We start from the raw sequence: 19,394 nt of genomic DNA, 5'->3' as shown, positions 1-19,394 counted from the left end.
GCAGGTATGGCGACGGCACTCCCGCGCCCCGATTACAGCCGCAATATGCGGCTGATTGGGCATAGCGATCAGGGGGGACGCCCGGACGGCGTCCAGCTAATGGTACACCGTGGTTTTGCCTATATCGGCCATATGGTGTCGCAGGGGTTTTCGGTGGTAGATGTGCGCGACCCGTGCCATCCGCAGACGGTGAACTACATTGCCGCGCCGCCGGGAACCTGGAACGTCCATTTGCAGGCCCATGACGATCTTCTGCTGGTGATCAACGCCCGGGATCTGTTCGCCGATACCCGCTTTGCCGACGAAAAAGTGTATTACACCCGTTCGGTGGGGGAAACGGTAAGCGATGTGCAGGATCGCGGCTGGAGCGCCGGGCTGCGGGTGTTTGATATCTCCCGTCCTGATAAGCCGCGCGAAATTGGTTTTCTGTCGCTCGACGGGATCGGTATCCACCGGATCTGGTACGTTGGCGGCCGTTGGGCCTATGTTTCTGCGCTGATCGACGGTTTTAGCGACTACATCTTCCTGACTATCGACATGGCGGATCCGCGTAAGCCGGAAGTGGCCGGGCGCTGGTGGCTGCCGGGGATGCATCAGGCGGCGGGAGAGACGGCGGAGTGGCCGGAGGGCAAGCGTTACGCGCTGCATCACGCCATTATCGCCGGGGATACCGCATACGGTAGCTGGCGCGACGGCGGCCTGACGCTGCTCGACGTCAAGGACCGCACTCAGCCGAAGCTGATTAGCCACCGTAACTGGAGCCCGCCGTTTGGTGGCGGGACCCATACGGCGCTGCCGCTGCCGGACCGCGATCTGCTGGTGGTGCTGGATGAGGCGGTGCTGGATAACCAGCAGGATGGCGAGAAGCTGATCTGGCTGTTTGATATCCGTGAGCCGGCCAACCCGGTGAGTATTTCTACCTTCCCGCAGCCGCAGGAGACCGATTATGTGGCGAAAGGGGCCCATTTTGGCCCGCATAACCTGCATGAAAACCGCCCCGGTAGCTTTGTCAGCTCAACGTTGATTTTCGCCACTTATCAGAACGCTGGCGTGCGGGCCTATGATATTTCGGACCCTTACCGGCCGGTGGAAACCGGGGCGCTGGTACCTGCTGCACCGGCGACCATGATGGATACGCGTCCGGGACGCCCGCAGGTGATTCAGTCCTGCGATGTGTTTGTGGATGCCCAAGGGATTATTTACAGCACCGATTATAACGGCGGGCTGTCGGTGATTGAGTATCAGGGATAGTCGCGGCACGGTTGCCCCGGTAAGCCGCGTGCCACCGGGGAGCGTGTTGTCGGGCTTAGCCGTACTGACGAATGCGGGCGATCAGATCCTCGGCGTTCTCAATGCGATCGGCAATGACGATCAGCGCTTTACCGAGGGTGATGGCGTGGCGCAGGCAGTCGTGGCGCATGGCCGGATCCTGGATGGTTTCGATGTCGGCCACGTGGGAAAGGCCGACGCTACGGCGAATCAGCTCGCTGCCGCAGAAGCCAATGGCGTCGTGCCAGACTTTTTTCAGGAACAGGCTGGCGTAGCCGGGGCAGGAGAGGGCCGCGTCGCGGGTTTGCTCCGTCGCCAGGGACTGGAAGCGCTCGGCGAAAGTGTTCCACAGTACCTGAATATCGCGCAGACGCTGTTCGCGGGCCGCGTCGGCATCGCGGATCCCCAGGTGTCCCGGCAGCCCGCAATAGTTGAGCAGCAGGTTGCCAATGGCGGTGCCGATATCGAAGCCGATCGGGCCGAAAAAGCCGAATTCCGCGTCGATGGCTTTAAAGCTGCCCTCGGCGACAAAAATGGATCCGCTGTGAATATCGCCGTGTAGCAGGGCTTCGGCGTGAGAGAAGAAGCGATGCTTCAGCGACGCTACCGCCAGTTTGAGCTGCACGTCGTCGCGCAGGGCGGCCACGTCGGCCTCCAGCTCGGACGGATAGTTATTACGCTCGTGAATCTGGTACGGGTCGTTGAAGAACAGATCCTCGGTGATTTCGCACATCTCCGGGTTCGTAAACCGGGCGACCTGCGCTTTTTTATCATGCGGATGCAGATAGAAATCGCTGGTATGGAACAGCACCTGAGCAAGGTATTCACCCAGCTGGCTTGCGGCCTGCGGGTAGTCGACGTTACGAATTAATTCGCCGCGCCAGATCCGGTGATCGGAGAGATCTTCCATCACCATGACCGCCAGTTCTGGATCGAAATGGTGGATTTTCACCGTGTGCTGCGGGCTGTGCTGGTAGTGCTCCACCAGCGTTTGCGCTTCGAGGCGGGCGCGGTCGAGGGTCAGCGGCCAGGATTCGCCGACGCAGCGAACGTACGGCAGGGCCTGTTTCACTACGATGCGGCTCACGCCGTGGAGATCGTAAATCTTAAAGACCAGGTTGAGGTTGCCGTCCCCCACTTCCTGCGCGGACACCAGCTCCGACGGGTTATCGATGCCGCCAAATTGTTGTGCGTAAGCCACGGCATCGCCGGGGGTGAAGGTATGGTATTGCGACATTGCCTCGATCCTCAAAAGTTCTGATTAAGCCGTTCAGACGTCTATACTTCTGGAATTCATCCTGACACAATGTGATACAACAACGCAACAGGGATTTAACGATATGCAGACACTACAGACCACCAGCCTGCGGGTAAGCGAAAATCAGCTTTTTATTCTTGATCAGCAGGCCTTGCCGCAGGAAAAACGCTGGCTGGCGGCGGATAACGTTTCGTTGCTGGTGGACCATATTCACGCGCTGCGGGTGCGCGGGGCGCCGCTGATCGGGCTTTCTGCCAGCCTGCTGCTGGCCCTGCTTGCCGGGCGCGGCCTGAGTCAGGCGGAGCTCGGGCAGGCGCTGGAAACGTTGCGTGCGGCGCGCCCGACGGCGGTGAACCTGATGAACAATCTCGACCGCATGAAGCTGGCGCTGGCGCAGGACAACTATATCCAGGCGCTGGAAGATGAAGCCCTGCGCCTGATCGCCGAAGATAAGCAGCTGTGCGCCCGGATTGCCGAAACCGGCTGCGCGTTGGTGAAACCGGGCAGCCGCCTGCTGACCCATTGTAATACCGGCGGGCTGGCTACCGCAGGGGTCGGGACGGCGCTGGGGGTGATTGCCCTGGCCCATCAGCGCGGGCAGGTTGAAATGGTCTGGGTCGATGAGACGCGCCCGCTGTTACAGGGTGGTCGCCTGACCGCCTGGGAGCTGGGTGAACTGGGCGTGCCGTATCAGCTGATTACCGATTCGATGGCCGCCAGCCTGATGGCAAAAGGGCAGGTTGATGCGGTATGGGTCGGTGCCGACCGGATTGCCGCCAACGGAGATGTGGCGAATAAAATCGGCACCTATTCGCTGGCGGTTCTGGCGAAGTATCACGGTATCCCGTTCTATGTCGCGGCGCCGCAGACCACCCTCGATCGTCATTGCCCAAGCGGTGAGGCCATTCCGATTGAGCAGCGTGCGGCAGCGGAAGTGACCGGTGTCGCCGGCAGCTTCGGGGCCGTGCAGTGGGCGCCGGAGAATGCGCCGGTTTACAACCCGGCGTTTGATGTGACCCCGGCGGCGCTGATTGATGGCTGGGTGCTCGACAGCGGCGTGGTGACGCCTGATGCGGTCGCGGCCGGGGCTTTTGCGCCGTCGGATCGCTGATCGCCCGTGGCCCGTATTTGAGAAACAGAGTCGCGCAAGGTGATGGCAGCGATGTGACCGCTGCCAGAATGATCGTCGATGTTCAGTGGGCGAGGGGATTACGCCAGACGCGGGTAGGCATCGGCAATATCATTGCCGGTAAATTGCGCTACCCAGCCTTCCGGGTTATCAAAAATGCGGATCGCGGTGAAGTCAGGCTCTGAACCCATATCAAACCAGTGCGGCGTGTCGGCCGGCACGGAAATCAAATCGTTCTTTTCACACAGCACCTGAAACACTTCATTGCCGATATGCAGGCAGAACAGTCCGGCACCTTCCACAAAGAAGCGGACTTCATCTTCGCCGTGGGTGTGTTCGTTGAGGAACTTCGCGCGCAGCGCCTCTTTTTGCGGGTTGTCCGCGCGCAGGCTGATGACGTCCCAGCTCTGATAGCCTTTCTCCGCGACCAGCCTGGCGATGGCGTGCTGATAGGCTTCCAGCACCGTTTCCGCCGTCGGGGAGGTGCCTAAATCACGGTCGGCCTGCCAGCGTTCGAAGCGAACGCCTTTGGCGTTAAGCTGCTGCTGGATTTCATCACCATTCACGCTGTGCCAGAGAGGCGTACTGGCGTCGTGGTCAGAATAAATCGTTAATGCGCTCATGCGGGGATCTGCTCCGGGTGAATGTCGTCAAAACGCTGAACCTGCGGATGGTGGCTGGCCGCATCGCGGTCGCCGCGCACCAGCTGAATGGTCCGAAAACCGGCGGCTTCTGCGGCATCCAGCTCCTGATGAATATCGGAGAGGAACAGGATATTCGCCGGATGCTGCCCCAGCTGTTCAGCAATATTACGGTAGGATTGCGTCTCGCGCTTGGCCCCTACCAGGGTATCGAAATAGCCAGTGAACAGATGAGTAATATCACCTTCATCGCTATAGCCAAATAACAATTTCTGCGCGGCGACCGAGCCTGAGGAATATATATATAAATCAATTCCCTGTGACTTCCATTTCTCCAGCGCCGGCAGGACGTCCGGGTAGAGATGGCCGGTAAAGTCACCGTTGACGTAGCCTTCGCGCCAGATAATGCCCTGCAGCGCTTTCAGCGCCGTCGATTTGCGGTCCTGGTCCATAAAGGCGAACAGCGTCTCGATGAGCTGCGCGGTGCTGGCGGCGGGCTCGCTGATTTCTGTACGCAGATTATCGAGGATCGTCTTCACCGGGTCGGCGTATTGCTGGGCGGTGACAAAGCCTGCCAGCCGCTCGCGGGCGTACGGGAACAGAACGTTATGGACAAAGGAAATGTCGCTGGTGGTGCCTTCTATGTCAGTCACGATAGCGCGGATCATGGTCTCTCCAGAGTGGGCGGCACGCCGTGCTGTGGGCTACGTCAGGCGATAACCGATATAACATTAGCATTTAGACGTCTAAGCGTCTTGATTGCCAAATATTAACATCGTGTTATAGTGGCTTCAACAACAGCATTACAACTGGTCATCACATAATGAGCAATAAGCCACTGATTCCTGAAAGTAAACTCCCTTCCCTGGGAACCACTATTTTTACGCAGATGAGCGCTCTGGCGCAGCAGCATCAGGCGATTAATTTGTCACAGGGATTCCCGGATTTCGACGGGCCGCGCTACCTGCAGGAGCGCCTGGCGCACCATGTTGCACAGGGGGCGAACCAGTATGCGCCGATGACCGGCGTCCCGGCGCTGCGCGAGGCGATTGCCGATAAAACCGCAGAGCTGTATGGCTATCGCCCGGATGCGAACAGCGATATTACCGTTACCGCTGGAGCCACCGAAGCGCTGTATGCGGCGATCACCGCGCTGGTGCGTCGTGGCGATGAGGTGATCTGTTTTGACCCTAGCTACGACAGCTACGCCCCGGCGGTGGAGCTATCCGGCGGGGTGTTGAAACGCATTGCCCTGCAGCCGCCACATTTTCGCGTGGACTGGTCACAGTTTGCCGCCGCGTTGAGCGAGCGGACCCGGCTGGTGATCCTCAATACCCCGCACAACCCGTCGGCGACGGTGTGGCAGCGCGAGGATTTCACGGCGCTATGGCAGGCGATAGCTGAGCATGAGATCTATGTGATTAGCGACGAGGTGTACGAGCACATCTGTTTTGCGCCGGACGGACATGCCAGCGTGCTGGCACATCCTCAGCTGCGCGAGCGGGCGGTGGCGGTGTCGTCATTCGGTAAAACCTTCCACATGACCGGCTGGAAAGTGGGCTATTGCGTGGCCCCTGCGGCGATAAGCGCCGAGCTGCGCAAAGTGCATCAGTATCTGACCTTCGCGGTGAATACGCCTGCCCAACTGGCGATCGCCGATATGCTGCGTAATGAGCCTGAGCATTATCGCCAGCTCCCGACGTTCTATGGTGAACGCCGTGACCTGTTTGTGGAAGCGCTGCGCGCCAGTCGTCTGGAGATTTTACCCTGCGAGGGCACCTACTTCCTGCTGGCCGATTACAGCGCCATTTCCGATCTCGATGATGTGAGCTTCTGTCGCTGGCTGACGACCGAGGTGGGCGTGGCGGCCATTCCGCTGTCGGTATTCTGCGCCGATCCGTTCCCGCACAAGCTGATACGTCTGTGTTTTGCCAAACAGCCGGCGACCCTGCTGGCAGCCGCAGAACGCCTGTGCCAGCTGTAGTTATTTGACGGTCCACGCCTGAGAAAATTGCCGGTCGCCGAACAGTTCCACCAGACCGTTAATTTGCTTCAGGCGTAACACTTCATCTGCATCCATCCCCAGCTCCTGACTGATTTTATCGTCCGACCAGCCGAGTTTCGCCAGCTCCTGGACGATGTCTGACATCGCATGGATCTGATGGCGGCCCCGGGCGCGGTTATGGCGAATGGTCGAGGCCATTAAAGCATCACGTCTGGAGCCGCTGCTCTCCAGGCAGGCGATCGGGATATAACCATTGAGCTGTTGTTTTAACGGCGTTTTACCTTTAGCCAGTTCATGACGGTGGAATCCATCCACAATGGTGTAACGCGTATCATCCTTCCTGAGCACCACGACAGGCTGGGTAAACCCGTCCGATTGCAGAGACGTCAGCAGCAGGCGCTTTTCCGGCGGCGCCAGGTTGTTAGGGTTGTAATCGTTAGGTGAAATGCTCTCTTGTTTTACCCATAACACACAGTCAACGGGGTGCGATTTGAACGGGCTGTGATGGTGTAAAAGCTGACGGAAGGCGTTCAGCGCCTCGATGCGATCGGCTTCCGGCAAGGTGTTCAGGTAGTGGTCAAGGTCATGCATTATTTGTTGTCGCATAGGATCCCCCATTGTTGGCGTTTTTGGTTGATGCGTTCGCGGTAACGCTGGTAGTGGCTGGATTTTGTCGGGCTGAAGGAGAGCATGCGGCACCAGTAATCGTTATTCAGCAGGACCTTGCAGATGCGCCGCCACGAGGGGATATCTTTGCTGCCGATATCCGCCTGCTGGAAGTCTGGAATGTCCGTCATCCCTTGCTTTTGATACCAGTGCAGGTAGACGGCGATTTTATTGCGGTAATGTTCGGCGGTTTTTTCCGGCATGCTGTCGAGTAAAAACAGGGCGTAGCTTTTCCAGCTATGATGCGCCGGCTTATCCAGTTTGCGATACCCATAAAACTGATTGTCCTGACCGGCGTAGACCCCGCCACAGCCCACGCCATTTACCCGCTGACACATGCTCGCCCAGCGGGCTGGTTCCAGGACGTGATACAGCCAGAGCCCCTGGCGCTGTTCCGGGCCGAAAGGCTCGCAGATGCGCATGTAGCGAATTGGGACGCCTGCCTGATACATCAGATCGTACAGCGGGTTATAGGCGAGCCCGCTTTTGGCAAACCAGGTCCAGATATCTGCGGTTTTCCAGTCATACAGTGGATAGGCATACCAGGCGTGACCACCCGGCGCCGCGGTGGTCCAGGGTTTATCGTCGGCGAAACGCTGCTTGCGCCGCGAGGAAATGGTCATAAACCGGTTAAGAGATTCATCTGCCCGAATCCCGATCAATACCATGGCCGGTCGACTGTGTGAAAACCAGTCGGCGAATTCGCGGACGAAGGATTCAAAACTCATTCCCTGGTAGTAGAACGAGAAAAAGCGTGGGTCGGTAATGGCGTGCGGCGGCGGCTGCCGCACCCAGTCGGCCCCTGGCTCCCAGCATTGCCACTCCGGGGCGAACTGGCTGAGTGAGTTCTGGGTGGTTAACGGCAGGGCAACCCAATAAAATTGCTCAATGACATCCTGATACTCAAGGCGCAGCGCTTCGCAGTGGGCAATGGTGCAGGAGAACTGCGCCTCCCAGTCGATAAACAGCACGCTGATTTTACGCCCGGTTTGCCGGGCGTGGAGTGCGGCCAGGTGCAACATCGTGGTGGAATCTTTACCACCAGAAAAAGAGACGCAGATACGCTGGAAATTATCCATTATCCAGTCAATACGTTGCTGCGTGGCTTGCAGTACGGATTCCGGTAACGGACGTTTTATTAAGGTCACGGTTATCATTCCTTGAGTACGATTAACTGTTCTATTTACTTTTTTGCTTACTGTTCTGTTTCATCAGAAAATACTGGCTCTTGTCTTACTGTTATTTATTTGGTTGGTTTATCAGTTGTTGTTTATTTATTTTTGCTGTGTTTGTTTTTATCAGCGATGTGAAGGGCTGCGTATTCATCCGGTTCCGGCTGTAAATGATGTAAGTCATCAGCGAAGGTACTGTTACAGGCAGCACTTTCAGATTCAGGTTGAAAAGTGGATGTTCGAAAACTGTTTTTGGAATAAACCCGATCAAATCGCTATGGTTGATCATGTCGATGATTGCCATCAACGAGTCGCTGCGAAAGGCGATGGTGCGTGGTGGAAATAATTTTTTTGTTTGCGAATGGAATATTTTTACGCCGGGATCATTGGTGATATAGCTTGTGAAGTTTGCGTCGCGAACCGCCTTCGCGGAGGTCATTTCTGCAGCCCTTGGGTGGTTCTGACGGCACACGAGCGCCATTTCAATCTCCTGAAAAGGCTGGCACAGGGTCTCCGGACTTGCATGCGGAGATAACGTCAGTATCAGGTCCGCTTTGCGCTGTGAAAGTAACGTTTCTACCGTTTCGCCCATTAGTTGCAGGTCGTGGTGCTCCACCTGCAAAGTGGGAAACTGATACAGAGCTCTGATTAGCCGAGATGATTCAGGTGTAATAAAGAGCTGTGGACTATAGATAACAAAGCGCTTTCTTAAGTCGATATCGCCGGCGTGGTTGAGCGTCTGTTCAAGTTGGTACAGGTTTTTTTCAAGCCGGGCATACAGTCTGGTGGCAGTATCGGTGGGCGCAATCCCTTTCCCGCTGCGAATAAAAAGAGGGTCATTGAACTGATTACGCAGTCGCTGTAAAGACTGACTAACCGCCGAGGGGGTAATAAACAGGGTTTCCGCCGCCCGGCTGATGCTCAGATGCCGATAGACGCAGGCAAAAATAATTAATAAGTTAAGGTCGAATTTTTTAAGGCCATACAGATTCGCCATGGCTAATATCCATATTCAGTCGTGGTGTTAAGTGTTAAGTGTTATTTATTATTTGTATTTTATTGGTTTCAATAATTGTTTGTGTGAATTAATCATGGCGCTAGCGATAACTGATAGCAAATGTATCTGACTCGCGCCTAATTAGCCAGGCTCTTTTAGCATAAGAGCCTGGCGGGGCATGATATTTAAGGTGGACTATTTATCTCCCATGATAGCCGGTAATTTATCGGCTTCAGGCAATCCGACCACCTGTTGCAACATATTATCTTTATTCATGTAGTAAATCGCCGGCGTAGCATTGGCCCCGAGCTGATCCATGAGCTGTTGGTTATCGCTGACGACCTTCATCTTCTCCGAGGAAAGATTGCCGGGGATATCAATTTTCACCTTGCCGCCGGACTGCTCGTAGTCATGCCAGGTTTTTGCCGGGTCAGGGGTAGCCAGAATCGCGGCAGCGGTCGCCTGGCTTTCTGGTTTGATAACGCCGACTAACAGGGTACGGATCTGAACTTTACCTGACTCGACCCACGGGCGGGCCTGTTGCCAGAACTGCAGGCAGTAGGGACAGAAAGGATCGGCAAAGACATACAGGATAACCGGCGCCTCTTTTTTCCCTTCCAGCAACCAGCTGGCGGCTTCCATTTTCTTCCACATGGCCTGTCCTGCCGGGGTGTAGAGTTCTTTCTGGAACAGCTGCTCACTGAGGTTGGTGCCGTTTTCGTCGTACATGTAGCCGGAAATAGCATGCTTGCCGTCTGGCGTCAGGTAGATGGCGACGCCCATGTCCTGGTATTTCCCCAGCCAGCCTTTCACTCCACCCGGCGCCTCGAAGGGTTTGATAATGGTGATACCCTGTTTTTCTATCGCTTTTACGGGTGCCGGAAGATCTTCTGCCTGGCTAAAAAGGGGTAAAAAACTCAGAAAAAGCAGACGCTTAAACATAATTATTCCTTGTTAAATCAATGCGTAAGGTGAAGGCATGGTGCAGCCTATTACAGTTATAGGTAAGACCTGCTGATGGGCCGATTGCCCTTTGAATCTACGGATGGTGTAATCGGCCTGCTGTTACATTAAGGTTAATGTAGAGCGCAACGCATAGCCAGCTTGTCTGGCACTGAACCTACCTGCGGGTATTTCAGGTAACGGGGCCGCCTGAATAAGGTGGCCTTTTTACGTTCAGGGCTGTGGGATGCAAAAGTAGCGAAAAGTGGCGTTCATCGCGACAGGTTCACAAAGTTGTCTTGTTGCGGTTGTTAGATATCGCTTATTGATTTGATAATGCAAACGCATTGGTCGAATCAGGAAAAGTTCGTTAACTTAGACCTCAACGAAAACACGGAGGAAGTATAGATGTCCTTGATTAACACTAAGATCAAACCTTTTAAAAACCAGGCATTCAAAAACGGTGAGTTCATCGAAGTCACTGAGAAAGACACCGAAGGCCGTTGGAGCGTATTCTTCTTCTATCCGGCTGACTTCACCTTCGTATGTCCGACCGAGCTGGGCGACGTTGCTGACCATTACGAAGAACTGCAGAAACTGGGCGTAGACGTGTATTCCGTTTCTACCGACACCCATTTCACCCACAAAGCATGGCACAGCAGCTCTGACACCATCGCAAAAATCAAATATGCGATGATCGGTGACCCGACTGGCGCCCTGACCCGTAACTTCGAAAACATGCGTGAAGATGAAGGCCTGGCTGACCGTGCCACCTTCGTTGTTGACCCGCAGGGTATCATCCAGGCCATCGAAGTTACCGCTGAAGGTATCGGCCGTGACGCTTCTGACCTGCTGCGTAAAATCAAAGCGGCTCAGTACGTTGCTTCTCACCCAGGCGAAGTCTGCCCGGCGAAATGGAAAGAAGGCGAAGCGACGCTGGCTCCATCTCTGGACCTGGTTGGCAAAATCTAAAATTGCCATGTCTTTCACGCCATGGCGGCGTTGGCGTCACCTGGTCACCCCGGTCACTTACTTGAGTAAGCTCCGGGGATTCTCAGGCTAGCCGCCTTGCCCTGACGGGAAATTCAAAGGAAATTCGTTTTATTCAACGGGTGCATCGCTGTGCCCGTTTTTTCAAATACCATGATGCAAGCCGCATTCAGGTTGTCTTATAAGGCAGCTTGCATGATGACGTTTTTAGAGAGGGAAGAACCATGCTCGATACCAACATGAAAACCCAGCTTAAGGCCTACCTTGAGAAACTGACTAAGCCGGTTGAGCTGATTGCCACACTGGATGACAGCGCCAAATCGGCGGAAATCAAGGAACTGCTGGTTGAAATCGCCGAACTGTCGGAAAAAGTGACCTTCAAAGAAGACAACAGCTTGCCTGTCCGCAAGCCTTCTTTCCTGATCGCTAATCCTGGCTCGCTTCAGGGACCGCGTTTTGCCGGCTCGCCGCTGGGACACGAGTTCACCTCTCTGGTGCTGGCGCTGCTGTGGACCGGCGGTCATCCTTCGAAAGAGACCCAGTCTCTGCTGGAGCAGATTAGCGCGCTGGACGGTGATTTCGAGTTCGAAACCTACTACTCGCTCTCCTGCCACAACTGCCCGGACGTGGTGCAGGCGCTGAACCTGATGGCGGTGCTGAACCCGCGTATTAAGCATACCGCGATTGACGGCGGCACCTTCCAGAATGAGATAACCGATCGCAACGTCATGGGCGTGCCGGCGGTGTACCTCAACGGCAATGAGTTTGGTCAGGGTCGTATGACGCTGGCGGAAATTGTTGCGAAGGTCGATACCGGCGCGGAAAAACGGGCGGCAGAAGAGCTGAACAAACGTGATGCCTATGACGTGCTGATTGTTGGTTCTGGCCCGTCAGGTGCCGCTGCTGCGGTCTACTCTGCACGTAAAGGTATTCGTACCGGTCTGATGGGTGAGCGTTTCGGTGGCCAGGTGCTGGATACCGTCGATATCGAAAACTATATCTCGGTACCGAAAACGGAAGGGCAGAAGCTGGCCGGGGCGTTAAAAGCCCACGTTAACGACTATAACGTCGATGTGATTGACTCTCAGAGCGCGGCAAAACTGATCCCGGCAGCAGTTGAAGGCGGCCTGCATCAGGTTGAAACCGCCTCGGGCGCAGTGCTGCAAGCGCGCAGCGTGATCATTGCCACCGGTGCGAAATGGCGTAACATGAACGTGCCGGGTGAAGACCAGTATCGTACCAAAGGGGTGACCTATTGCCCGCACTGCGACGGCCCGCTGTTTAAAGGTAAGCGTGTGGCGGTCATCGGCGGCGGTAACTCCGGCGTTGAAGCGGCCATCGATCTGGCCGGGCTGGTTGAGCACGTTACGCTGCTGGAGTTCGCTCCGGAGATGAAAGCGGATCAGGTGCTGCAGGATAAAGTCCGCAGCCTGAAAAATGTCGATATCATTCTGAATGCGCAGACCACGGAAGTGACCGGCGACGGCAGCAAAGTCACCGGACTGCAGTATCGCGACCGGGTGAGCGGCGATGAACACCACGTGGCGCTGGCGGGGATTTTCGTGCAGATCGGACTGTTGCCGAACACCACCTGGCTGGAAGGCACCATTGAACGCAATCGGATGGGTGAAATTATCATCGATGCGAAATGCGAAACTAACGTCAAAGGCGTGTTTGCTGCGGGCGACTGCACCACCGTGCCGTACAAACAGATTATTATCGCCGCGGGCGAAGGGGCGAAAGCATCCCTGAGCTCCTTTGATTATCTGATTCGCACCAAAACAGCATAAAAAAAAGCGTAAGACTATACCTGCATATCAAAGAGGCTACCCATGGGTAGCCTCTTTTCTTTTCTTTCTGGTCAGCGCGGAGACGCTTATCTGACCACCATCACCGGAATATGGGCGTGGCGAATAACGCTCGAGGCATTAGAGCCGAGCAGATGGGTACTGATTGACGGATTGCGGGAACCAATCACCACCACATCGGCTTTAATTTCGTTCGCCAGCTCGTTCACCATATCGCGCACGTTGCCAAAACGGACGTGCATTTTTATCCGCGAAGGGTCGATGCTGAAATGACCGGCCATAGTTTTCAGCCGGGTCTCCGCCTCGTGCTGTAAATGCTCTTCAAAGCGACGCAGATCGGCGGTAAAGCGGCTCATCGTGAAGCTGGACGACCCGGGTAATACGTGGAGCAGGTGAATAATTCCGTCCTGCTGGGCCAAAAACTCCGCGTGGCGGACGGCCTTGTCGCTCAACTCCATCTCAAAAACATCAACCGGCATAATGATAGTGTTATACATATGCATTCCTCCTTGTTCGACTGTTTCTATATCAACACATTATACAAGCTTATAGTGTCATTCAGGTCGCAAAACTGTCGGCTCAGGCGCAAAGGGGCGTAAAATTTTGTCAGGCGTCAGTAGGGGCAAGGAGAGGGGCAGAAACGAGAGGCAGAAAGAGGATGCAGGGCATCCTCTGAATAAAGCGTAATGCTTCAGGCAGCGGAGGAATTAACGATGAAACTCACCGGCGGCTTCTGGCTGGTACAGCAGCTCGAGCACCTCAAGGTGTGCCGCGGCGCCACCTGGTAATTCCCAGTGAATGGTGCTGCCGACTTTCAGCCCGAGCAGCGCTGCGCCGACGGGGGCGAGCACCGAAAGCTGAGTGGCGCTATCGGTGACCTGCGAAGGAAACACCAATGTCCGCACGCGTTCTTCACCGCTGGTCAAATCACGGAATCTGACTTTGCTGTTCATACTGACAACATCGTGCGGCATCGCCGCCGGTGCCAGCATCTGTGCGCGATCCAGTTCGTCGTTCAGCGCGTCTGCGACCGGGGAATTGGCATAAGCCGGCTGCTCCAGCAGCTTGTCGATGCGTTCGGCATCAAGCTCATTAATGATGATTGCGGGTCTGGTCATCGCATACTCCATGTTATCCAGGAACCTGTCCGTAAAAGAAAACCCTCACCGAAAAGGGCAAGGGTTAATGTCTTCCCATCATACTGAGACTTGTCGGTAGTTTGAAGTGATTAAACGCACATTAACTCACGTTCAGTGTGAGGTGATGCTGACATTTATCCGTTCAGGTTACCCGCGCTGCGGTCAGTTACCGGCTTTATCTATAATAAACTGCTGGCCGCAATTCCCCGGGTGTGGCTGGGGCAGGAAGGCGTCGGCAGAGAGGGGCTGGTTGATGGCGGTCGCTTTGATGGCGATTTGTATTTCGGTCAGATAGGACGGATTGCCGTTACAGGTTAGTTTGAATGCTTTGACGCTTTGCTTACCGTAGGTCTGGGCGATTGCCGCATAGAAGTCGTCACGGCTGACCTTTTGCCCGTAGTGTTTCACCAGGAAAGCGCCCAGCGAACTGCGTTTCACGTCTTCATCAAGGCGCACCATGGTCCCGAAGTAGCTATCGGGGTCGAAACCAAAACAGACGCCGTGTTTGGCGTATTCGTACCGCTCAAGGCACGAGTTGCCGCCAGCACCGGGCATCACGCTATTGAGTTTGTTGGCCATCTCCAGCGACAAGCCGGTCTCGGCGGCCTGGCATTTTTTACTGCCTTTCACTTCCGGCATATTGGGCACCGGGCGCGTGGCACAACCAAAACGCATCCAGCGTCGCTCGTCAACCCCACGGGCCGCAACGGATTTCGGTAGCCCCGGCCAGAGACCGTGAACCGTCAAGAAATCGGCTTTGTTGGGCAGCTCCTGCTGCAAACGGCACTCTTCTGGTTCGCTGCGGTTGCGGTCATGCATGCTCTGGCAGAACCCCGTTTGCCATGACAAAGCCAGCACGTAGCGGTCAAAATCGCCATATTGCGTTGCGGTGAGCGGTTCAGCACCGGCCTGGGTTGCCGTTAATAAGAGGGCAAGGGCGGCGAATTCCTTCCTGAACATGTTTATTCCTGGTGGTGGATGACAATGATTTACAGGAAAATATTAAAGCACAAAAAAGGCGCCTGCTGGCGCCTTTTCGCGTTTATTACATGGCGCTGCCGGGGACCAGCACTTCGGTGGCGATAATCACCACTATCAGCCCGACGATCACCGGAACGGAGGTGCGTTTCACCACTTCAAACGGCGATATTTTCGCCATGCCGGCCACCGCTACCACGACACCAGAAACCGGTGAAATCGTGCGGCCGAGGTTGGAGGCCTGCAGCATCGGAATCGACAGGTAGGCCGGGTTGATGCCCGACGAGTGGGCCAGCTTGGGGATCATCTCCACGAAGGCGTAGAACGGGGCGTTACCAGAACCGGTGGTCATGGCTGCAAGCATGGTGAGGATCACCAGCACCAGCATCAGAATAATGCTCGCCGAACCAAACGAGGTGGCAATGGAAATCAGGCTGTTAATAAAGCCGATGGTGCTCAGCCCCTGGGCGAAGACCCCAGCGGCGACTAACAGCATGACCACGCCGGCAAACGCATCGGCCATCCCACGGTAGGCGACTTCCAGCCCCGCGAAGACGTTTTGCGTATTGAAACCGCGGAAGAATTCCAGCACCGCCGCCAGCAGCATGCAGATTACCAGAATGGCGATAATATGCAGCTCCGGACCCCATTTGCCGTCAAAAATCAGCACGCCGATAATCGGCGTAAACGGCAGCAGGGCATAGAAGGAAGGGGCGGTGGTGGTGATTTCATTCACATCGAGCATTTCATGAACGACGTTCTCTTTTTTATCCAGATAGCGCTGCCAGAAGAAGTGGGCGATGGCCATGCTGATAATCGCGACGATGGAAATTGGCAGGGTGGTTTTAAATGCGAAGTCGATTAACGGCATTTCCGCCGCTTTGGCGGCCAGCACTACGTCACCAGAGGTCGGCGAGAGAATAATCGCGGCCGGCGAGGCGCAAATGGCGGCGGCGGCGCCACGACTGATCCCGACGTTAACCATGACCGGGAACAGGGTTGCCATCAGCAATACGCCAAGGCCGGTGGCCGATGAGACGGCCAGCGACATCAGGCAGGCCACGAAGTAGGCCGCAATCATCAGCAGATAGGGAGAGTTAATGTAGCGCAGCGGTTTTGAGGCCAGCTTGACCACCATGTCGTTGGCGCCAATATGGGTCATATAGGTGGCAAATCCGCAGAGCATCATGATCATCATGCCGAGATCGCCGCCACGGCTCATCAACAGGATTTTGACGTATTCGATAATATCCGTGGCGGAATAACCGGTGCTTTTTGTCTCACCCGGTAAAATCTTATGTCCCATCAACGCGCTGACGATCAGCAGTGTCAAACCGCCAACAAACAGCACGCCGGTGGCGGAGTACCCTTTGATGATATAGCGGGCCACCCCCACAATGACCACAATCCCAATGAGGATTTCAACTAGCGTAAGCATTATTTACCCCTAAGCCCTTAACCAAAAGAATCTGCTAATAAATAAACTGAAGAAAAAATTAAGTGAGCGAATGTGCCGAAAAAATGGGCTAAACATGCTGATGCAAATCAATAAATCGATGAGAACCCGGTGCTCATCAACGAAGGGGAGGCGATCATCACAAAATGCGAAAAACGAATGCGGGGGTTTTCTCGAGGCAAAAACAGGAATTTGCCTGGTTTCGTTAAGGTAATATCAAGTTTACACTTGTTATCTTTGTGAGCTCTAGCATAGACATTGGTAATAAAATAGTGTTGAAACAACGTCAGATCGTACCGTTTTTCCTCGTTCTCCTTGGGATCTTGCTCTCTTGCCGCGCGGCGAATGCGTCGTTTAGTTCGACGATTAGCGACGGGTACACCACCTTAAGCAATAACGTGGCGCAAACCTGGCAGGAACCTGAGCACTACGATCTGTATGTTCCCGCGATCACCTGGCATGCCCGCTTCGCTTACGACAAAGAAAAAACCGATAAGTACAACGAACGTCCCTGGGGGGCGGGGTTTGGTGTAACGCGTTGGGATGACAAAGGTAACTGGCATGGCCTGTACCTGATGGCGTTTAAAGACTCATATAACAAATGGGAGCCCATCGGCGGCTACGGCTGGGAAAAAACCTGGCGCCCGTTGGCGGACGAAAACTTCCATCTGGGCCTCGGCTACACGCTGGGCGTGACGGCACGAGACAACTGGAACTACATTCCAATCCCGGTAATATTACCTTTGGCATCAATTGGTTATGGCCCTGCTACTTTCCAGATGACCTATATCCCCGGCACCTATAATAACGGCAACGTTTACTTCGCGTGGGCCCGTATTCAGTTTTAAATCTGGCATAACTTAGCAGTAAAAGAGATAAACCGTCACTCCTGTGCAAAAACAACAACTAAGGCGTGGCCCACTAAAAAAGATAGCGACTTTTGTCACTTTTTAACAAAGTTAGGCTGGACAAAAGGCACTGCAATTGGTGTACTGGTGTCCGACACAGATTAGTGTCTTTTTTTCATATAAAGGTAATTTTGATGTCTAAGATTAAAGGTAACGTTAAGTGGTTTAATGAGTCCAAAGGATTCGGTTTCATTACTCCGGAAGATGGCAGCAAAGATGTATTCGTACATTTCTCTGCAATCCAGTCCAACGGTTTCAAAACTCTGGCTGAAGGTCAGCGTGTAGAGTTCGAAATCACTAACGGTGCCAAAGGCCCTTCTGCTGCAAACGTAAACGCTATCTAAGCATTGCGTCAGTAGAATATAAAAACCCGCTTTTAGCGGGTTTTTTTTTGCCTGTTGTCAGCGACTGGCGTGGGAAAAGATCCAGAATGCCGCCGCGGTCATGGCAAATGAGCCTAATAAATTGACCACGATATTGAGCAGCGCCCAGCTGAAGCGGCCCTGTTGCAGCAGGAACACGACTTCTGCGGAGAAGGTAGAAAAGGTGGTCAGCCCGCCGCAGAATCCGGTGGTGATCAGCAGCTTCCACATCGGGTCAATGTCGGTCAGGCGGTTAAACCATGCCAGCCCGGCACCAATGATAAACGCGCCCAGAAGGTTCGCCGTCAGCGTACCGATGGGAATCGCATGATGCATTGGATTGAACTTCATACCTAGCCACCAGCGCAACACGCTGCCGGTGCCGCCACCAACAAAAACGGCTAAAAGTAGTTGTGACACACTCATTCCCTGCTAATTAGTTAATATAGGAACGAGTGTAGCGCGCACACTGCGTGGCTGGCTACGAAATACCTGAGGGGAGACAACGATGTTGGCTGCTGCTGGACAATTTGCCGTCACGCCGGACTGGAAAACCAATGCGCAAACCTGCGTAGAGTTGATGAAGCAGGCGGCCGGGCAGGGCGTATCCATGCTGGTTTTACCGGAAGCATTACTGGCTCGTGACGATAGCGATCCTGATTTGTCGGTTAAATCGGCACAGGAGATCGATGGGGGCTTTCTGCAGCAGCTGTGCGAGGAGAGCCGAAACAACGCGCTCACCACGGTGCTGACGGTGCATGTCCCTTCTGGTGAAGGACGAGCAACCAACACGCTGGTGGCGATACGTCAGGGTGAGGTTATCGCGCAGTACCAGAAGCTCCATCTCTATGATGCCTTTTCGATGCAGGAGTCGCGTCTTGTCGATGCGGGCCAGCAGATCCCTCCGCTGATTGAGGTTGACGGGATGCGGGTTGGCCTGATGACCTGCTACGATCTACGCTTCCCTGAGCTGGCGTTAGCGTTGGCGCTGAAGGGGGCAGACGTGCTGGTATTACCGACGGCGTGGGTGCGTGGGCCGATGAAAGAGCATCACTGGACTACGCTACTGGCGGCCAGGGCGCTGGATACGACCTGTTACCTGGTGGCGGCAGGAGAGTGCGGCACCCGTAATATCGGCCAAAGCCGGATTGTCGACCCGTTGGGGATGACGCTCGCAGGGGCGACGGACCGGCCGCAGATGATTGTCGCCGAGCTGTCTGGCGAGGTGCTCCGCCAGGTACGCGAACGTTTGCCGGTCTTAATGAACCGGCGCTTTGCGCCACCGCAATTATTGTGACGTTTTTTTAAACAAGGCTTGATTCACCTTGTTACAGATTGCTATTGTGTCCGCGCGTCAAATAGCCGTTAATTGTTCGCGTGTATGATGGCGTATTCGCAGCGTGTATTAGAGAAGAAGGTTGTAAGCTATGGGTGAGATTAGTATTACCAAACTGCTGGTGGTCGCAGCACTGATTATCTTAGTGTTTGGTACCAAAAAATTACGTACGCTGGGTGGAGACCTGGGTTCCGCTATCAAAGGCTTCAAAAAAGCCATGAATGATGACGATGATAGTGCGAAAAAAACCAGTGCGGAAGCAGAAGCTCCGGCACAGAAACTCTCTCATAAAGAGTAATTAAAGGCGCGTTCCCCGACGACGGGAAGGTGTAACCGTC

General features: G+C 54.8%; 21 protein-coding genes. 9 read left to right on the top strand and 12 right to left on the bottom strand.

Annotated features, from left to right (window positions below):
- The first annotated feature begins 6 nt into the window (after positions 1–6).
- On the top strand, positions 7–1,251 hold the full coding sequence (locus tag HF679_RS11805) for an LVIVD repeat-containing protein (RefSeq protein WP_123755916.1): 1,245 nt from the start codon (positions 7–9) through the stop codon (positions 1,249–1,251).
- A 55-nt stretch (positions 1,252–1,306) separates the two neighbouring features.
- On the opposite strand, the gene mtnK is transcribed toward HF679_RS11805, so the two are convergent.
- The gene (gene mtnK, locus HF679_RS11800) at positions 1,307–2,506 is read right to left on the bottom strand and encodes an S-methyl-5-thioribose kinase (RefSeq protein ID WP_123755917.1); all 1,200 of its coding nucleotides are present in this window, start codon (positions 2,504–2,506) and stop codon (positions 1,307–1,309) included.
- 103 nt (positions 2,507–2,609) lie between these two features.
- On the opposite strand from mtnK, the gene mtnA reads away from it, so the two are divergent.
- Positions 2,610–3,638, top strand: coding sequence for an S-methyl-5-thioribose-1-phosphate isomerase (gene mtnA, locus HF679_RS11795; protein WP_123755918.1), 1,029 nt, complete (start codon positions 2,610–2,612; stop codon positions 3,636–3,638).
- Between the two features lie 98 nt (positions 3,639–3,736).
- Here mtnA and HF679_RS11790 read toward each other — a convergent pair whose 3' ends face one another.
- Together HF679_RS11790 and mtnC are read right to left on the bottom strand one after the other, a co-directional pair.
- Entirely contained in the window at positions 3,737–4,279 is a 543-nt protein-coding gene (locus HF679_RS11790) for a 1,2-dihydroxy-3-keto-5-methylthiopentene dioxygenase (RefSeq protein WP_123755919.1), read from the bottom strand.
- Complete coding sequence (gene mtnC / locus HF679_RS11785) at positions 4,276–4,965, bottom strand: acireductone synthase (protein WP_123755920.1); 690 nt, start codon at positions 4,963–4,965, stop codon at positions 4,276–4,278. The genes HF679_RS11790 and mtnC overlap by 4 nt, the downstream gene beginning before the upstream one ends.
- A gap of 170 nt (positions 4,966–5,135) precedes the next feature.
- Here mtnC and HF679_RS11780 point away from each other — a divergent pair, with 170 nt between their 5' ends.
- Positions 5,136–6,281 carry a pyridoxal phosphate-dependent aminotransferase gene (locus HF679_RS11780; RefSeq protein ID WP_187043050.1) on the top strand — a complete coding sequence of 382 codons (1,146 nt, stop codon included), beginning with the start codon at positions 5,136–5,138 and terminating at the stop codon, positions 6,279–6,281.
- On the opposite strand, the gene HF679_RS11775 is transcribed toward HF679_RS11780, so the two are convergent.
- The 4 genes from HF679_RS11775 to dsbG all read right to left on the bottom strand — a co-directional run bounded on the left by HF679_RS11775 (position 6,282) and on the right by dsbG (position 10,079).
- Positions 6,282–6,908, bottom strand: coding sequence for an IbrB-like domain-containing protein (locus tag HF679_RS11775; protein WP_123755922.1), 627 nt, complete (start codon positions 6,906–6,908; stop codon positions 6,282–6,284). It lies immediately after the preceding gene.
- A complete protein-coding gene (locus HF679_RS11770) occupies positions 6,893–8,116 on the bottom strand; it encodes a phosphoadenosine phosphosulfate reductase (RefSeq protein WP_123755923.1) in 1,224 nt (407 codons plus the stop codon). The genes HF679_RS11775 and HF679_RS11770 overlap by 16 nt, the downstream gene beginning before the upstream one ends.
- Before the next feature lie 91 nt (positions 8,117–8,207).
- Positions 8,208–9,137: a LysR family transcriptional regulator gene (locus tag HF679_RS11765; RefSeq protein WP_123755924.1), complete on the bottom strand. Its 930-nt coding sequence runs from the start codon at positions 9,135–9,137 to the stop codon at positions 8,208–8,210.
- 195 nt (positions 9,138–9,332) lie between these two features.
- Positions 9,333–10,079 carry a thiol:disulfide interchange protein DsbG gene (gene dsbG / locus HF679_RS11760; protein WP_123755925.1) on the bottom strand — a complete coding sequence of 249 codons (747 nt, stop codon included), beginning with the start codon at positions 10,077–10,079 and terminating at the stop codon, positions 9,333–9,335.
- A gap of 408 nt (positions 10,080–10,487) precedes the next feature.
- Between dsbG and ahpC the strand changes: the two genes are divergently transcribed.
- Positions 10,488–11,051: an alkyl hydroperoxide reductase subunit C gene (ahpC, locus tag HF679_RS11755; protein WP_123755926.1), complete on the top strand. Its 564-nt coding sequence runs from the start codon at positions 10,488–10,490 to the stop codon at positions 11,049–11,051.
- Between the two features lie 242 nt (positions 11,052–11,293).
- Positions 11,294–12,859 carry an alkyl hydroperoxide reductase subunit F gene (gene ahpF / locus HF679_RS11750; RefSeq protein WP_123755927.1) on the top strand — a complete coding sequence of 522 codons (1,566 nt, stop codon included), beginning with the start codon at positions 11,294–11,296 and terminating at the stop codon, positions 12,857–12,859.
- An 86-nt stretch (positions 12,860–12,945) separates the two neighbouring features.
- Here the strand turns inward: ahpF and uspG are convergent, their stop codons facing one another.
- From uspG to dcuC, 4 genes are all read right to left on the bottom strand, one after another.
- Positions 12,946–13,374: a universal stress protein UspG gene (gene uspG, locus HF679_RS11745; RefSeq protein ID WP_123755928.1), complete on the bottom strand. Its 429-nt coding sequence runs from the start codon at positions 13,372–13,374 to the stop codon at positions 12,946–12,948.
- Between the two features lie 210 nt (positions 13,375–13,584).
- Positions 13,585–13,995, bottom strand: a complete 411-nt coding sequence (gene rnk / locus HF679_RS11740; protein WP_123755929.1) for a nucleoside diphosphate kinase regulator — start codon at positions 13,993–13,995, stop codon at positions 13,585–13,587.
- A 183-nt stretch (positions 13,996–14,178) separates the two neighbouring features.
- A complete protein-coding gene (rna, locus tag HF679_RS11735; protein WP_123755930.1) occupies positions 14,179–14,976 on the bottom strand; it encodes a ribonuclease I in 798 nt (265 codons plus the stop codon).
- 85 nt (positions 14,977–15,061) lie between these two features.
- Positions 15,062–16,432 carry an anaerobic C4-dicarboxylate transporter DcuC gene (gene dcuC / locus HF679_RS11730; protein ID WP_123755931.1) on the bottom strand — a complete coding sequence of 457 codons (1,371 nt, stop codon included), beginning with the start codon at positions 16,430–16,432 and terminating at the stop codon, positions 15,062–15,064.
- A gap of 290 nt (positions 16,433–16,722) precedes the next feature.
- On the opposite strand from dcuC, the gene pagP reads away from it, so the two are divergent.
- Positions 16,723–17,298, top strand: coding sequence for a lipid IV(A) palmitoyltransferase PagP (gene pagP / locus HF679_RS11725; RefSeq protein ID WP_370453884.1), 576 nt, complete (start codon positions 16,723–16,725; stop codon positions 17,296–17,298).
- Between the two features lie 194 nt (positions 17,299–17,492).
- Entirely contained in the window at positions 17,493–17,702 is a 210-nt protein-coding gene (gene cspE, locus HF679_RS11720; RefSeq protein WP_004859511.1) for a transcription antiterminator/RNA stability regulator CspE, read from the top strand.
- Positions 17,703–17,759: 57 nt separating this feature from the next.
- Here the strand turns inward: cspE and crcB are convergent, their stop codons facing one another.
- The gene (gene crcB, locus HF679_RS11715; protein WP_154143473.1) at positions 17,760–18,146 is read right to left on the bottom strand and encodes a fluoride efflux transporter CrcB; all 387 of its coding nucleotides are present in this window, start codon (positions 18,144–18,146) and stop codon (positions 17,760–17,762) included.
- Between the two features lie 82 nt (positions 18,147–18,228).
- On the opposite strand from crcB, the gene HF679_RS11710 reads away from it, so the two are divergent.
- Both HF679_RS11710 and tatE read left to right on the top strand, forming a co-directional pair.
- Positions 18,229–19,017 (top strand): deaminated glutathione amidase, encoded by a 789-nt coding sequence (locus tag HF679_RS11710; protein WP_154143472.1) that lies wholly within the window; start codon positions 18,229–18,231, stop codon positions 19,015–19,017.
- A gap of 130 nt (positions 19,018–19,147) precedes the next feature.
- Complete coding sequence (tatE, locus tag HF679_RS11705; RefSeq protein ID WP_123755934.1) at positions 19,148–19,354, top strand: twin-arginine translocase subunit TatE; 207 nt, start codon at positions 19,148–19,150, stop codon at positions 19,352–19,354.
- The last annotated feature ends 40 nt before the right edge of the window (positions 19,355–19,394 follow it).

Origin of the sequence: Enterobacter sp. JUb54, assembly GCF_014298075.1 — a bacterium.
Lineage (GTDB): Bacteria > Pseudomonadota > Gammaproteobacteria > Enterobacterales > Enterobacteriaceae > Klebsiella > Klebsiella lignicola.
The sequence above is the reverse complement of the archived record's forward strand: the minus strand, read 5'-3'. Positions and strand labels throughout refer to the sequence as shown.